Source organism: Arcicella rosea (genome assembly GCF_014204325.1).
GTDB classification, from domain to species: Bacteria; Bacteroidota; Bacteroidia; order Cytophagales; family Spirosomataceae; genus Arcicella; species Arcicella rosea_A.
In genome coordinates, this window is sequence record NZ_JACHKT010000027.1 from 55,756 (window position 1) to 71,551 (window position 15,796).

Consider the following 15,796-nt stretch of genomic DNA (forward strand, 5'->3'; position numbering starts at 1 on the left):
ATCTCAACATGAAAGAAGCAATATTAACACTATTCCAAAGAGATTTAAAAGTTCTTCTCAAAGAAATAGAACAGTATCCTGACGAAAATCTTATCTGGCAAACGGTAAAAGGGACAAGTAATTCTGGTGGTAATTTAGCTTTGCACTTAGTAGGAAACTTGAAGACTTATATCGGGAAAAATTTAGGAAACATCGATTATCTCAGGAATCGTGAACTTGAATTTTCGGCAAAGAATATTCCACGACAAGAAGTACTCCAAGCTATCAGTGAAACATTTGAAGCTGTAACTATTACGCTCACACAGTTAAGTCAGGAAGAATTTTCAAATACTTATCCAGAAAATGTCTTGGGTTACGAAATGAGTACTGAGTATTTTCTGATTCATTTACACGGACATCTTACTTATCATCTCGGACAAATCAATTATCATAGAAGAATCAGCAGTGAAATGTCATAAAATTATTTTGATGAAATATTTTCTAAATTAAGTACTCCACGAGGACAAACCTCTGAGCAAATGCCACAACCAACACAGGAAGCACGTACGATGTCTTGTCCTTTTTGTGCATAAGCTCTTACATCAATGCCCATTTCACAAAAAGTAGAGCAATTTCCGCAAGAAATACATTGACCAGCATTGACGCTAATTCTATATCTTGATTTATATCGCTGAACAATTCCTAAATAAGCTGCCAAAGGGCAACCAAATCGACACCAAACACGGTTGCCCATTAATGGATAAAAGCCCGTTCCGACCACTCCTGCAAAAATACTTCCTATCAAAAAGCCATAAATGTATCGGATAAAATTAGTGTCGATAATTCCGAATAGCTTACTTTCTTTGGTGAAAAAAGTATAAAGTACTCCACCAGTCATTATTAAAGAGAAAGCAAGTATTCCATAAATTGAATAGCGTTCAATTTTCCACGCCTTCAAAGATTTATCTGATAATTGTCTGAATGGGTCTCCTACTGTTTCAGCTAATCCTCCGCAACCGCAAACCCAAGAACAATACCAGCGTTTTCCAAAAAAGTATGTCATTACAGGAACGCCAACAACAAACAAAAAAACGCCCCAAGCCAACATAAAGTAACCAATTGTACCAGCAGCTATTTTCTTTTCGATGTTATAATCAAAAAAGAAAGCATAATCTAACGGAAAAATATTTTTAAAATCTTGATAAGGTAAATTCAAACGAGCAAGTAATTCTGGAATTAAAAAAGCAAAACAGGTTTGAAAGAACATCACTGAAATCGTTCTTACTTTCTGATAATTGTTGTGGCGATATTTACTAATCATTCTGATTCCCATTCCTAAAATGGCAATCGTATAAATAAAACCATAAAAAAACCATTGGTCAGCTACTTTCCCTTTAATGAATAAACTTATTGGGTCTGTCAAGGAAATAAGCCATTGAATGGATGTTGGGAACCAATAAAGAAGTATGTAAAAAATAATCAGCAAGCTCCCAATTAGCATTCCAAGCCATCCTCTGTTTGTTGCTGGGTTTTGAAAAATATAATTATTATTCATTGCGTCTAATTAAAAATCTTTGAAATAAGATTTGTGATACTTTTCTTCTTTTTTATCAAGATGGGATTTTCAGGATACTCTTGATTATACTTTTCAAGCATAGCGTTGATAAAAGGTTTTGAAAACTCTGGATTAAAATTGGCTTCTTCTAAATGTTCTAGTACATATTGAATTGTACATTTGTCCCGAATCCATTTTTCACATATTGCTTGTCTTAAACGAATGCCCAAAGCATGAATTCCAATGATACTGTTACTTTCAGCTTCATAATTAATTCTTAGACATTTGTTATTTTCAGTATTTTTCCAATAGAATGTTTGTTCATTCGCAGATAAATTCTGTGTTATTTTACCATAAACTTGATATTCTATCTCAAAAAACTTGGCAGAATTATAAAAAATATCTGGTTTATACTTCGTCGGACTTCCACAAATACTTTTAGCGACAGTTTCTCCCATTAATTTCCCTGAATACCAAATTTGCTCAATTGCCTTTCTTCCACTCAGAGGATTTTTGTGTTCTACACAATCGCCAATAGCATAAATATCTGGTTCGTTCGTTTCTAAATATTCATTAACAAGAATACCTTTTTGGCTTTCAATTGAAGTATTTTTTACTAAATCAATGTTTGGACTCACTCCTATTGTCAATCCAACAAATTCACAAGCTATTTTTTCTTCTTTTGAAGTTAAAATACTAACAACACGCTGATTTATAGAAGTATAAATCTCTTTTAGTTCAGTATTAATTAATACGCCAATACCCATTTTTTTCAGATGCTGAGTAACAATATTAGCTTCTTCAATCGGCAATACATTTCCCCAGAAAGTATTTTCACGGATTAAAAAAGTAACTTCTATATTCCTAGAAATCAACATTTCGGCTAATTCTACACCAATCAAACCTCCTCCTACAATTACCGCTTTATTAATATTTTTTGTATTTTCTTCTAATTTCTCTAAATCTTGTAAATGATAAAGCCCTTGTACTCCTTTTATCTCTGGATTAATATTTGGCAAAGTATTATAATTTGAACCTGTCGCTAAAATCAGTTTATCGTATTGAAGTAATTCTTTAGTCAACTGTAGATTTTTTCTTTGAATATTGATTGATTCTACTTTATCATACTTTAATTCAATACGATTTTTCTCCCAAAACCAATCTTCATAAGGTTTTATATGTTCGTACTTCATTTGTCCCATGTAAACATACATCAGTGCTGTTCTTGAAAAAAAGTATTTTGATTCAGATGAAATAACTGTGATTTTATAATCGCTTAGTTTTCTGATGTGTCTAGCCGCAGTAATTCCCGCAATTCCATTTCCTACAATAACAATATGTTTCATGCTTGATGCTTAAAATCTTTTTCGAATTTACGATAAATTGATGGCTAGTGATTGTTCAAAAGTATCATAAAATAAAAATTTCTACTTCCATCATTCAGCAATCCGTAAAGCATACTATCTTTGTGCCACGATTCTCTGGCATCGAGGTCAATTAATCACAAAAACTCAATGCAACACAAACTCATCTTATCCAGTCCTCTACTAGGTATTACCATTAGTCGTCTCTGTCAAGAATTGATTGAGAATCATCAGAATTTCGAAAATTCTGTGATTATTGGCTTGCAACCGAGAGGTATTTTCTTTGCTGAAAGAATACATCAAGAATTAGAATCAATTACTGGTGTTAAAATCCCGATTGGTTATTTAGACGCAACTTTCTATCGTGATGATTATCGTCGTCGTGAATTAGTGAAAGCCAATGCCACCAAAGTACCTTTCATCATCGAAAACAAACAAGTAATTTTAGTTGATGATGTTCTGGCAACTGGCCGAATGGTAAGAGCCGCACTAGATGCTATGACAGCATTTGGTCGTCCGAGCAAGGTTGAATTATGTGTATTGATTGATAGAATTTACAACCGAGATTTACCCATCAATCCTGATTATGTTGGTAAAAAAGTAAACACCCTTGCTACTGAAAAAGTATTAGTAGAATGGAAAGAACAAGGGCATGAAGCCGATAACATTTGGTTAATTACAAAATAGCATGCAAAAACTAAGTACTCGACATCTTTTGGGGATTAAGGATTTAACACCCGACGACATCGAACTCATTATGGCAACTGCCAGAGAGTTCAAAGAAGTAATTAATCGCCCCATCAAAAAAGTACCTTCCCTACGTGATGTAACAATTGCAAACGTATTTTTTGAAAACTCTACTCGTACTAGGCTTTCTTTTGAATTGGCAGAAAAACGCTTATCTGCCGATACCATCAATTTCTCTGCTTCTGGAAGTTCTGTTAAAAAAGGAGAAACACTTCTTGATACCGTAAATAACATTTTGGCAATGAAAGTCGATATGATTGTGATGCGTCATGCTAGTCCAGGCGCTCCTCATTTTCTTTCAAAACATATCAGTGCCAATATTGTCAATGCTGGAGATGGAACGCACGAACATCCAACACAAGCATTACTAGATTCTTTTTCAATGCGTGAAAAATTAGGAACAGATTTAGCTGGAAAGAAAATCGCAATTATTGGAGATATTTTACATTCAAGAGTAGCCTTGTCAAACATTTTTGCACTTCGCAAACAAGGAGCAGAAGTAACACTTTGTGGACCATCAACCTTGATTCCACGTTATGTGAATGAACTAGGTGTAAAAGTGTCACATAACGTAAAAGAAACCTTAGCTTGGTGTGATGTAGCTAATGTATTGAGAATCCAATTAGAAAGACAACAAATAAAGTATTTCCCTACACTCAGAGAATACTCTTTATACTTCGGTATCAACAAAAAAATGTTGGATGATTTAAACAAAGAAATCATCATAATGCACCCTGGCCCAATAAACCGTGGGGTTGAACTTACTTCTGATGCCGCTGACTCTCATCATTCAATTATCCTCGACCAAGTTGAAAATGGTGTTGCTGTAAGAATGGCAGTACTTTATTTATTGGCTGGACAAAACTAATTTTCCTTACTCATAGTATTCCTACAATGCTATGAGTAAGCTTCTTTCTTCCTTTTATTTTTCTCATTGAATTTTCCTGTTTTTATAAAATTATCATACAAGCTCATAAAAAAGGTAAAATGGTGTATATTTGATAAAAAAATAGATTATTCCATGAACGAACAAACAAAAAAAGATAATCAAACTCATATCAATTTTATTATCGGTACTTTACGGTTCGCTAATCAATGATGAAATAAAATTCTGTGAGCTTAACCGAATCTATTTCAAAAGAAATTTTATATTTACAAAAAGACATCCATTGGCTTTGCAAAAAATCCATTAACCATAATTAAAATGGCAAAAACGTCCAAAACAACTACTCAACCAACCGAAACAACTAAGAAAAAAGTAAGTAAAAAAGAAGTTGTAGAAGTACCAGAAGAAACCCAAACACCAAGTGTTCCAGTAATTCTTAAAAATGTAGAAGCATTCAGTCGTTTTTCTGATTTCGACATTAATCTTTTTAAAGCTGGAAAACACTACCGATTGTTTGAAAAATTTGGCTCACACATTACAGAATTTCAGGGCGTACAAGGTGTTTATTTTGCAGTTTGGGCTCCTTCGGCAAAATCCGTATCAGTGATTGGTAATTTTAACTATTGGGATAAAAGTAGCCATCATCTATTTGTACGTTGGGATGCTTCTGGCATTTGGGAAGGTTTTATTCCTTACATTGGTAAAGGAGAAACCTACAAATTTTGTATAGAAACTCAAAGTAATGGTTTCATTGAAAAAATGGATCCTTATGCACAACATTTTGAAATACCTCCTCGCACAGCATCAGTAGTTTGGGATAATTGGTATGAATGGACAGATTCTGATTGGATGGCAAAGCGTCATACAAAAAACTCTTTGGCTTCACCGATGTCTGTTTATGAAGTACATGTGGGTTCTTGGAGAAGAAAAGAAGGGAATGAAAAACTTTCTTTTGTAGAATTAGCAGACCAGTTAGTTAATTATGTGAAAGAAATGGGCTTTACGCACATTGAATTCATGCCAGTAATGGAACACCCTTACGAGCCTTCGTGGGGTTATCAAGTTCTTGGTTTTTTTGCACCATCATCACGCTTCGGAACACCGCAAGATTTCATGTACTTGGTAGAAGAATTCCATAAAAATGATATTGGTGTATTACTCGACTGGGTTCCTTCGCACTTCCCGGGTGATGCTCACGGTTTATACGAATACGATGGTACTCATTTATTCGAACATCCAGACATGCGTAGGGGTTATCATCCAGACTGGAAGTCATATATTTTCAATTATGGTAGAAACGAAGTACGTAGCTTTTTAATTTCTAATGCTATTTATTGGTTAGAACGCTATCATGCCGACGGTTTAAGAGTTGATGCCGTTGCGTCGATGCTCTATTTAGATTATTCAAGAAAACATGGCGAATGGGAGCCTAATATTTTTGGAGGAAATCACAACCTTGAAGCCATTTCGCTTTTTAAAGAATTAAATGAAACTGTTTATGCTCAGTTTCCAGACATTCAAATTATTGCTGAAGAATCTACTTCATTTACGGGTGTTTCTAGACCGATTTATGCTGGAGGTTTAGGTTTTGGTCAGAAATGGATGATGGGATGGATGAATGATACGTTAAATTACTTTCAAAAAGACCCAATGTACCGTCGTCATCACCAAGACCAGTTGACTTTCTCTACGGTATATGCTTTTACTGAAAATTTTATGCTTCCACTTTCTCATGATGAGATTGTTTATGGCAAAAAATCTTTAATCGGAAAAATGCCTGGTGATGAATGGCAGAGATTTGCAAATTTAAGATTACTCTTTTCATATATGTTTACTCACCCAGGAACTAATCTGATTTTTATGGGTGGAGAGTTCGGACAAACATCTGAATGGAATTTTGAAAAAAGCTTAGATTGGTGGTTGTTAGACCATGCTCCTCATAAAGGTATCCAAAACCTCATGAAAGCCCTGAATAATCTGTACAAAACAGAACCAGCTTTATACGAAAAGCAATTCTCTCATGAAGGCTTTGAATGGATTGATACTTCTGACAGAAATAATTCGGTAGTTGTGTATGCGAGAAAAGGCAATGTTCATAAAGAACAGCTCATCATTATCTTGAATATGACACCAATTCCTAAAGACAATTATAGAATTGGAGTACCAATGCAAGGAGTCTGGACTGAAATTTTCAATTCTGATGAGCATCATTTCGGAGGAAGTGGGAAAACCAATAAATCAGTAATTATGGCTGAGGAAATTGCATGGCAAGGTAAAGCTTATTCCATTTCTTTAACGATACCCCCACTCGGAGCAAGTATTCTAAAAGTTAAGTAATAAAAAAGGGATGATACAACAGTAAGTATCATCCCTTTTTTTGAGGCACAAAAAAAAGACCTCTGAATCCGCCAATTCAAGGGTCTTTTCAAAATCATCTTACAACAAATATGTTATTTATTGTAAATAATATTTATAAACTCTTTTTTACCGCCATAAAACAGAATCTAAAAATATTACTGTTAGCACCAAATAATAAATTACCGCCATAATTTTGTTATTTGATAAAGTAAAATTAACACAATTCCAGCGATGTTGTATTTAAAATGCTATGATTTTTACAAGAATTACACGAAGTAAGAATTTAGTCATTCCAAGCTAAAATTTTGATGTGAATTTTAAGAATTTCTTGTTTGAGCGAAAAAATATCATGATTTAAGTCTCTTTTATTTTAGTTTTTCAAATCAAACATTTATAAATGATTCTGTTAATCGCTGTAAAATTTATAAAAAAATAAAGACTCGATGCATCGCTCCGAGTCTTTACACAATCCGCCTAAGTAGTAATCGTTAGGGCATAGCCCAATATTTTTTACATATTTTGATGATAAACCATAAAGGTAAATCATAGAAAATTAACAATTCGTAATGTTGGATTGATACCGCAAGATGAAAGGATTCTTACATGAAGAAGTTTGTAAAGCTATTATGATTAAAAGCCTTTATTTATCCTAACACTTGGCGGAATGTTATTAAGTACAAGTACTGTGAGAGCATTAATTATTTTTAAAAAAACTACATCCTGATTAATATTCTCTATAACAAATATATGATTCATTTTACAAACAACAAAAATTTATGAGATTATTTATTATATAAAGCAAATAAGTACTATTAAAAATAATTTTCTTTAATTTTTGGAACCTCAAAGTTCATCTTAAAATTACTTATTTGAATAGTTAGCAATGGTGATAACCGAGAAACATCTGGAAAGTAATTAGGATTAGTCAATACTGTATTAACTTTTGAAAGTTTAATTTTTCCATTAAAATTGAAAGGTGTAATCAGTAAATCATTCTCTGACTTCTGAGCCAATTTAAAAGAAAACCAATTACTTTTTAAAGGAAAAGACAAAAAGTTTTTCTTAAACTTTGCTTCAAAAATTACCTTATGGTCTAATCTTACTTTAACACTTGTTTTACCATCAGCTTCATTTAACCATTCAAAATCAGCTTTTTCTTTGGGTATTCCCCAATTTTTCCTACCGTTTAAAACACTTTCATCAGATGACACATAAATTTTACTGATTGAAAATACTTTTGCCCAATCAAAGGTAAACATACCGGAAATAAACAGTAATTCTTGATATTGACCAACATTTGAAGATTGGTAATCTACTAGCATTACTGTTCCAAAATAGCCTAAAAACCTACTTTTTTGAAAATCTTCCATAAATCCATTTTCCATAACAAACTCTTTTGGAAATTTATAGATCATCGCATAAGCATTCCCTGATAATTGCCAAGGAGCTTCGGCAAGAAGCTTTATTTCACTTTGATTTTGCATATTGATGGTTTTATAAAGAAGTATTTTTATAAATAAGCATTCAAATAAACTTTCATTTCTTCTTGAACTTTCTTTGCTTCTTGAGCTGCCTTTTCAGCAAAATCTTCACCCGATGAAGCATAAATAATTGCTCTTGATGAATTAACTAACAATCCACATTGTTTATTCATTCCAAATTTTGATACTTCTTCCAAACTTCCACCTTGTGCACCTACACCCGGTACCAATAAAAAATGTTCTGGAACAATACTTCTAATTTTCTGTAGCATAGCTGCTTTAGTAGCACCAACTACATACATTAATTGTTCCGAACTTCCCCAGTCTTGAGATTTTGTAAGAACTTCTTCAAAAAGCTGTTTTTCATTGGTTAGTGAAAGCGTTTGAAAGTCTTTACTTCCAGCATTTGAAGTAAATGCTAACAAGATAACCCATTTGTCAGCAAATTCAAGAAAAGGTTTTACTGAGTCTTCTCCCATGTATGGGGCGACCGTCACAGAATCAAAATTTAATCCTGATGATTGTTCATCAAAAAAGGCTCTGGCGTATAAACCAGAAGTATTTCCAATATCACCTCTTTTGGCATCAGCAATAGTAAAGCATTCTTTTGGGATGTATTCTAATGTCTTTTGAAGGCTTTCCCAGCCTTTGGCACCAAAAGCTTCGTAAAAAGCAATATTGGGTTTATATGAAACTGCATATTGATGTGTAGCATCAATAATTTGTTTATTAAACTCAAAAATTGGGTCTTTGGCTTGAAGTAAATGCTTTGGAATCTTCTGGATATCTGTATCTAAACCAACACACAGATATGATTGTTTTTGTAAAATTTGCTCAAAAAGCTGCGACTTTGTCATTTATAATAATCTTAGTTTTCTTTCTAAAAAGTGCTAAGTTTAATTGGAGAAAGAAATTTGCTTAATCTTCTGAAGAAGTAAATTTTATGAGCAATATTAACCTGTTCGCCGTCAAAAAACAAAAAAACTTACACATCTAACCTTTTTTCCTTCAAATTCAATTTAAAATACCCTAATTACAGACTTGGTAGAATTACAGGAAAAAGTTTTTTGGTAATTTCCCTCATCAATAAAATTGCTACATTTTTAATTTCTCAATTTCACGAATTACATTCACAATTCCTTTTAAAGGTATTTTAACCCAGTCGGGTCTGTAATTAATTTCATAGCCTAATTCATAGACTGCTTTTTCCAACAAATAAATCAACATTAAAAAGTTTATTTCGTTATTGTTCTTGAACAATGGATGCGGATGCCCAAAAGTATCCAAATACTTATCCATAAAAGTTTGCTGAATTAATTTATACCAACGGTCAGCCACAGTTTGAACTCGATGAGCATCAAATTTTAAAACAATTGAGTCTTTTAACATTTTAGCTGAAATAGCATAATGATAACTCCGAATCATTCCAGCCACATCTTTTAAAGGAGAATGTTTGATTTTTCTGTCAGTAATAGAGCTTTCTGGTTCTCCTTCAAAATCAATAATAATATAATCGTTCTTAGTAGCCAATACTTGTCCTAAATGATAATCTCCGTGTATTCTAATCCTTTGTGAAAGTATTGGTTTGGTTAAAATACCATCTGCAAATTCATCAATTAATTCTCTGGCTTCCATAAAATCCCAAGCTAATTTTCTGGTCACAACATCTGTGATTTTTGTATAATTATCAATGAGCAGATTATATCTTTTATCTAAAAGATTGGTTAGTCTATCGTGCAAAAACTTACGATACGATTCATCAAAATTTTCGGGAACAAACATTTTTTCAGCACCAGTATTATACAAAGCCAAGTGCATTTCAGCAGTTCGTTGCGCCAGTAATTCTACTTGTTGAAATACTTCTTCCTTAATCGAAAATGATTTTGCCATAAAAGCATCTACAAAATCTTCCAATTGTTCACCCGTTTGTACCCAAGTATCTGCTTGATTTTCTACCATTCGCTGCATCATGCCAAGCGTAATATCTGGATTGAGGTCTTCTTTCCATACCAAACTCCCTGCAAAAGCAGGAATAAAAGCAAAATTAGAGTGTTCGGTAATGAATTCAACCATATCTACTTCAGGATTTGTTTCAGTAAATAATTTCCTGTAAAGCTTCAGGAAATACTTATCTCCAAAAACAATCGCAGAATTTGAAGAATCAACTGGCAAAACTCTTGAAGAAATCGGTGCATTGATATCTTCTCCTAAAAAACCCTTTCCACGAGTGAAATCTACTTTGCCTTTGGCTTGCTCAATATTTTCAGCATGAGCTAAATGGTAAAAAATTGCTTGTTGAAAACGTTCATCATAAATCGCATCTACAATAATTCCTCTTTTATTATTGATATATGCTAAAGTAATGATTCCTTTGGGAGCAATATCTTTATTGTGACTAGCGTCAATAAATGAAACAGGTAATAAATAATTTTCAATCTCACCATCTTCATAAGTAACAGTAACAATCATCAACAATGCCATTGATTCTTCAATTGGAATTTCCAGTGCTGTTGTTACTTTAAAGGACTTTTGAATTCTGGCTTTTCCAGCAAACCATCTACAAGTATTCATGTAGGCTGGTAGAACATTTTTTTCAAAATTATCGAAAAGCTCAGTATCAGCACGGATTTTTTCCCAAGCAATCTTTGAGTTTAGTGAGTTTATTTTTGACTGAATCATTATTTAGGAAGGAATTTCGATTTATAAAAATGGTATTTTCTGAGTTTAAATTTAAAATATATTTATATTTAAAAAAAGTAGAATATTGGTTTCATTATTATAAAAAATATTTTTCAAAAAATACACCCTACAATGTTTTGATTATCAACAACTTTAACAATTTGTTTTCTTTTTTTTCATTTTGTGGTTGTGTATTCTAAATATTCTCCCTACCTTTGCACCACGAAAAACGAACAGCGATACCAAGTATTGAAAAAGTTTTAACCCAATGGTCCGTTCGTCTAGGGGTTAGGACACGTCCCTTTCACGGATGAAACACGGGTTCGATTCCCGTACGGACTACAAGAAGTTAACAAGCCCTTCATATCAATATGGAGGGTTTTTAATTCTAATCACAAAAAATGTTTTGTGACAATAAGTGAAATTTTTATAACCCAATGGTCCGTTCGTCTAGGGGTTAGGACACGTCCCTTTCACGGATGAAACACGGGTTCGATTCCCGTACGGACTACAAAAACAATGTTCAATATTGTTTGAAGTTCATTAAAAGTAAATATTATCATAACCCAATGGTCCGTTCGTCTAGGGGTTAGGACACGTCCCTTTCACGGATGAAACACGGGTTCGATTCCCGTACGGACTACAAAAGCTATCTCAGCTAAAACGACACTTTCTAACCGAAAGTGTCGTTTCTTTTTTCTATAGTTTTAAAACTTTTCCACTCATATTAAGTATTTTTAAGCTTCTTTCATTTAGGTTTTTTAATCTTATCTGCGGAAAATATGTTTCTAATATTTAATAAAACACGCTAGTTCGTATTCTTATTCGTTATCATTACAATTTAGACTTACATTGCAATGACGCTCACTATTTATGTGATGATTTGAAACTAATTCCTTCAAAAATGAAAAAAACATTCTCGCTATTCTTTCTCATTTCTTTTGTTTCATGTGCTCAACAAACGGATAAAAAAAATAATGATATTGTAAAAAAGACGCTAGCTCTTCCCACAAAAACAATCTCCAATTCTCCTTTATCAATTAGTAATGTAGCAAAGGAAATTGCCGTCCAAACAAAAGTAAATGAACTTCCATTGAACCTTATCGGGACTTTTAAAATACCAAGCTATATAAACGCACAAGGTTATATAAGACCCAAATGGGCAGTTTGGTGGAATTTTTGGGGAAAACCTTTTTCAGATAATCAACTTAATCCTTGGGATGTAGGTTTGATGGGCAATGCTACCATTGTGCCAGAGTTTTATCATGGAAATGGCAAAAGAGGTTTTGAATACATTTACTCTTACGACTTGGAACATGGAAAACCTTGGCAAAAAGATATTGACCCTGTAGTTGGCAAAAGTTATCAAGACTTTATTAGTACAATTCCATATCAGCATAGATTTTTTGAAGGAAGCTTGGAAGGTGGAAAAAAACTTTCTAGTATAGGTATCGAAGGTGCTTATGATTTTGGGCGTTCTACTGTTTTGGATGCTACTATGGGTTGGGGAGATAATATCAAAGGAAAATCTCATAGAGGATTAGTGGCTATTGATGTAGAAGATGGAACAGCTGATTATGGTGATGAACTTCACAGAGCATTACTTATCGGCATGGCAGAAAACACAACTGGGGATATTTCTTCGGATTATGGTGGACCAATAAATACTTTGGGGTATATCCACGATAGAGAAACTGGAGAAAATGCCATGTTTTATTATCCAGATGCTGAAGGAAATTATACAAGTAGAAAGGCAAAGTTTTCAGAAGATTGGCAAGCTTCTACCCCTCCTATTTCAATTCCTTCAAAAGGTGTTGTCAATAAAAGACCGATTGATTACCCCAATATTATTCCAAGTAACGAAGTATCATTTTATGCAAATGAGTTTTTTAGACAAGGCGAAAATTTTGATTTAGGAAATGGAAATAGTATTGTTATCAATAAATACGGCGTAACGAGAAATACTGAGCATTTTCTAGCCAGAGCGGGTACTTTATTGGAATGGCAATCATGGTATTGCAGGTACAAACTCAATAATCGCAGGAATAAGATGTTAACAAAAGTGATTGCTGATAAAGGGCCAATAGGTTTAAATCCTTATGTAAAACTATCTAATGGAAATACTGTTCCAGATGCAGTAATGGAACATAGAGGTAAAATGGCAGGAAGACGCTATGCTTTTGATATTGTTACCATCAATTATATGAATAATGTTGATTTACATCAATGGGATAAAAATTCATTTATTGATAATAAAGCTCATGACACTTACATTGGTTTTTTTGCAGGTATAAAAATGTTAATGACAAATGGTGGTGCTGATGCTTATCTTGATATGGTTCCTCAATATTGGGAAACAGAACAAAGTTATGACCATAAAAACTGGGCAAAACACAAAGCTGTAGAATGGGCTGATTCCCCAAATATTCTACCTTGCCGTACCAAAGTGGGTAAGAAAAAACTAGAGGCTATGTGTTGGAGAACGGAAGGGATAGAACCAACAGAAGTATGGCTTAGAGCAAATGTAGATGGCGTTTATCAAGAAATACACATTACTCCTGATGCTTGGGAAACGACCAATCCTATTTACAAAAACACAGCTTTGAAACAAATTCCAAAAGCTGATAAAGATTATTTTTATACTTTCCAGAATTTTAAATAACAAAACGTCTTAAAAAGAAAGCGGGTGAAGAAATAAATCTTCACCCGCTTTTACTATATTGTATCTAAAGACTACACTAACAATTTGTAAGGATCTTCCAATAATTGCTTGAAAGTCTGTAAGAAAGCAGCTCCTGTTGCTCCATCCACTGTACGGTGGTCGCAAGTAAGGGTTACTTTCATCACGTTCGTTGCATAGAATTGTCCGTTTTTCACACCAACTGTTTCTTTGATACCGCCGACAGCCAAAATACAAGATTCAGGCTGGTTGATGATTGAAGTAAACTCGTCGATACCGAACATACCTAAATTACTTACGGTGAAAGTATTACCTTCCCAATCTTTAGGTTGTAATTGTTTATTTTTAGCTTTTCCACCTAAATCTTTCGCTTCCGCTGAGATTTGAGAAAGAGATTTAGTATTTGCAAAACGAATTACTGGTACTAATAAACCATCTTCAACAGCCACAGCCATACCGATGTGTACGTGGTGATTGATTCTGATTTTATCCCCTAACCAATAAGAATTCACTTTTGGATGTTTCGTCAAAGCCACAGCAACCGCTTTAATTACCATATCATTAAATGAAATTTTCACTGGTGAAATTTCATTCATTGATACTCTTGCTGCCATTGCCTTATCCATGTTGATTTCCATGGTTAAATAGAATTCTGGTGCAGAGAATTTAGATTCTGCTAAACGACGTGCAATCGTTTTACGCATCTGATTCACTGGGAATTCTTCGTAACTTTCTTCGCCAGTAACTACAGGAACAAATGCAGGTTTAGCCGCAGCAGCTTTTGCTGGTGCTTCTGCTTTTGGTGCCGCAGCAGCTGGAACAAAGTTATCAACATCAGCTTTCACTACTCTTCCGTTTTCACCAGTTCCTTTTACTTGAGCAATATTAATACCTTTATCTTTCGCTAAAGCTTTTGCCAATGGAGAAGCCTTTACTCTTCCATCTGCGTCAGATATAACCACAGTTTCTTCTGCTTTTGCTGCTGGTGCAGGTGTTTCAGAAGCAACAGGAGCCGCCACAGCTGGTGCAGAAGCTGTTTTCCCACCACTTAATAAGGCTTGAAAATCAGCACCAGGTTCTCCAATTACAGCGATAACATCATCAACGTTTACTGTTTTACCTTCTTCAATACCGATATACAATAAAGTACAAGGATTGTATTTGGTAACATCAATGAAATTATCTAAATCAAATTCCATTGTCGCTTTATCGGTTTCAACTTCAGCTAAAAGAGCATCTCCCGCTTTGATTGAATCACCAACTTTCTTTAACCAAGTAACCAAAGTACCTTCCATCATCGTATCCGACATCTTAGGCATTCCGATTACTTCTGCTTTAATGTTAGAAGTATCAACGGCTGGAGCAGCACTTGCAGTAGCCACTGGTGCTTCTGGAGTAGCAGGAACTTCTACTGCTGGTGCTGTAGCACCACCCAAAAGATGTTCATAAGCTTCACCGTTTTCACCAATAATAGCGATAATACTATCTACTGGTACGGCCTTACCTTTCTCTAAACCAATGTATAAAATTCGGCAATCTTTGAAATTGCTCAAATCCATTCTTTCGTCCAAATCAAGCTCCATTGTCGCTTTATCTGTTTCGATTTCTGCAATCAAGCCGTCACCAGTCTTTAAAGGGTCACCAACTTTTTTGAGCCATTCTGCAACAACACCTTCTGTCATGGTGTCGCTCATTTTGGGCATGGTTATGATTTCTGCCATTTTTATTATTATAGGAAAATTTACTGTTTTTGGTAAATGGTTAAATAGCTATTTGCCAAATTGTGATTAACTCTGATAAAATTTGGGTAAATCAACAACTAAAAACTAATAAAAACAACTACACAACCAATTTAGAATTCAAAAATAAGGCTAAACACTTGCTTTCAAAAGCTATCTTGAAAAAATATAATTTTGTCCTTGTTTTTCAATGTTTATTTATTTTTTTAGCCTTACAATAAAAGCAAACAAAGTACTCTACCCGAAGATTTTGTTCTTGAAAACAAAAAGGCTGAAATTTGAGCGACCAAGCATCAAAACAGCCTTTAAGGATGAGAAAAATCATCAA

At 33.9% G+C, this 15,796-nt stretch carries 10 protein-coding genes, 3 tRNA genes and 1 pseudogene; 8 read left to right on the forward strand and 6 right to left on the reverse strand.

The genetic code is table 11. The features are described from left to right. The first annotated feature begins 8 nt into the window (after positions 1-8). Positions 9-458: a DinB family protein gene (locus tag HNP25_RS16370; protein ID WP_184135846.1), complete on the forward strand. Its 450-nt coding sequence runs from the start codon at positions 9-11 to the stop codon at positions 456-458. A gap of 2 nt (positions 459-460) precedes the next feature. Here the strand turns inward: HNP25_RS16370 and HNP25_RS16375 are convergent. Then, positions 461-1,534 (reverse strand): annotated as a pseudogene (locus HNP25_RS16375) (4Fe-4S binding protein); the annotation flags it as partial. A 5-nt stretch (positions 1,535-1,539) separates the two neighbouring features. After that, positions 1,540-2,880, reverse strand: a complete 1,341-nt coding sequence (locus HNP25_RS16380) for an NAD(P)/FAD-dependent oxidoreductase (RefSeq protein ID WP_184135850.1) — start codon at positions 2,878-2,880, stop codon at positions 1,540-1,542. A gap of 168 nt (positions 2,881-3,048) precedes the next feature. Between HNP25_RS16380 and pyrR the strand changes: the two genes are divergently transcribed. The 3 genes from pyrR (at position 3,049) to glgB (ending at position 6,868) form a co-directional block, all read left to right on the forward strand. After that, positions 3,049-3,585 carry a bifunctional pyr operon transcriptional regulator/uracil phosphoribosyltransferase PyrR gene (gene pyrR, locus HNP25_RS16385; RefSeq protein WP_184135852.1) on the forward strand — a complete coding sequence of 179 codons (537 nt, stop codon included), beginning with the start codon at positions 3,049-3,051 and terminating at the stop codon, positions 3,583-3,585. Between the two features lies 1 nt (position 3,586). Next, the gene (locus HNP25_RS16390) at positions 3,587-4,513 is read left to right on the forward strand and encodes an aspartate carbamoyltransferase catalytic subunit (RefSeq protein ID WP_184135854.1); all 927 of its coding nucleotides are present in this window, start codon (positions 3,587-3,589) and stop codon (positions 4,511-4,513) included. Between the two features lie 336 nt (positions 4,514-4,849). Next, positions 4,850-6,868: a 1,4-alpha-glucan branching protein GlgB gene (gene glgB, locus HNP25_RS16395; protein WP_184135856.1), complete on the forward strand. Its 2,019-nt coding sequence runs from the start codon at positions 4,850-4,852 to the stop codon at positions 6,866-6,868. An 833-nt stretch (positions 6,869-7,701) separates the two neighbouring features. Here glgB and HNP25_RS16400 read toward each other — a convergent pair. From HNP25_RS16400 to HNP25_RS16410, 3 genes are all read right to left on the reverse strand, one after another. Then, a complete protein-coding gene (locus HNP25_RS16400; protein ID WP_184135858.1) occupies positions 7,702-8,373 on the reverse strand; it encodes an acetoacetate decarboxylase family protein in 672 nt (223 codons plus the stop codon). 26 nt (positions 8,374-8,399) lie between these two features. Further along, a complete protein-coding gene (gene pyrF, locus HNP25_RS16405; RefSeq protein ID WP_184135860.1) occupies positions 8,400-9,227 on the reverse strand; it encodes an orotidine-5'-phosphate decarboxylase in 828 nt (275 codons plus the stop codon). A gap of 238 nt (positions 9,228-9,465) precedes the next feature. Further along, entirely contained in the window at positions 9,466-11,049 is a 1,584-nt protein-coding gene (locus HNP25_RS16410) for a putative maltokinase (protein ID WP_184135861.1), read from the reverse strand. A 270-nt stretch (positions 11,050-11,319) separates the two neighbouring features. Between HNP25_RS16410 and HNP25_RS16415 the strand changes: the two genes are divergently transcribed. The 4 genes from HNP25_RS16415 (at position 11,320) to HNP25_RS16430 (ending at position 13,711) form a co-directional block, all read left to right on the forward strand. Next, positions 11,320-11,391, forward strand: a tRNA-Glu gene (locus HNP25_RS16415). Positions 11,392-11,488: 97 nt separating this feature from the next. Continuing rightward, positions 11,489-11,560, forward strand: a tRNA-Glu gene (locus tag HNP25_RS16420). 60 nt (positions 11,561-11,620) lie between these two features. Continuing rightward, a tRNA-Glu gene (locus HNP25_RS16425) sits at positions 11,621-11,692 on the forward strand. A 261-nt stretch (positions 11,693-11,953) separates the two neighbouring features. Beyond that, positions 11,954-13,711, forward strand: coding sequence for a hypothetical protein (locus HNP25_RS16430; RefSeq protein ID WP_184135863.1), 1,758 nt, complete (start codon positions 11,954-11,956; stop codon positions 13,709-13,711). Positions 13,712-13,782: 71 nt separating this feature from the next. Here HNP25_RS16430 and HNP25_RS16435 read toward each other — a convergent pair whose 3' ends face one another. Continuing rightward, positions 13,783-15,450 (reverse strand): pyruvate dehydrogenase complex dihydrolipoamide acetyltransferase, encoded by a 1,668-nt coding sequence (locus HNP25_RS16435; RefSeq protein WP_184135865.1) that lies wholly within the window; start codon positions 15,448-15,450, stop codon positions 13,783-13,785. Positions 15,451-15,796 lie beyond the last annotated feature (346 nt).

Coding starts and splice junctions, on each gene's coding strand:
- HNP25_RS16370 (WP_184135846.1), top strand. CDS start 9: ATGAAAGAAGCAATATTAACACTATTCCAAAGAGATTTAAAAGTTCTT.
- HNP25_RS16380 (WP_184135850.1), bottom strand. CDS start 2,880: ATGAAACATATTGTTATTGTAGGAAATGGAATTGCGGGAATTACTGCG.
- pyrR (WP_184135852.1), top strand. CDS start 3,049: ATGCAACACAAACTCATCTTATCCAGTCCTCTACTAGGTATTACCATT.
- HNP25_RS16390 (WP_184135854.1), top strand. CDS start 3,587: ATGCAAAAACTAAGTACTCGACATCTTTTGGGGATTAAGGATTTAACA.
- glgB (WP_184135856.1), top strand. CDS start 4,850: ATGGCAAAAACGTCCAAAACAACTACTCAACCAACCGAAACAACTAAG.
- HNP25_RS16400 (WP_184135858.1), bottom strand. CDS start 8,373: ATGCAAAATCAAAGTGAAATAAAGCTTCTTGCCGAAGCTCCTTGGCAA.
- pyrF (WP_184135860.1), bottom strand. CDS start 9,227: ATGACAAAGTCGCAGCTTTTTGAGCAAATTTTACAAAAACAATCATAT.
- HNP25_RS16410 (WP_184135861.1), bottom strand. CDS start 11,049: ATGATTCAGTCAAAAATAAACTCACTAAACTCAAAGATTGCTTGGGAA.
- HNP25_RS16430 (WP_184135863.1), top strand. CDS start 11,954: ATGAAAAAAACATTCTCGCTATTCTTTCTCATTTCTTTTGTTTCATGT.
- HNP25_RS16435 (WP_184135865.1), bottom strand. CDS start 15,450: ATGGCAGAAATCATAACCATGCCCAAAATGAGCGACACCATGACAGAA.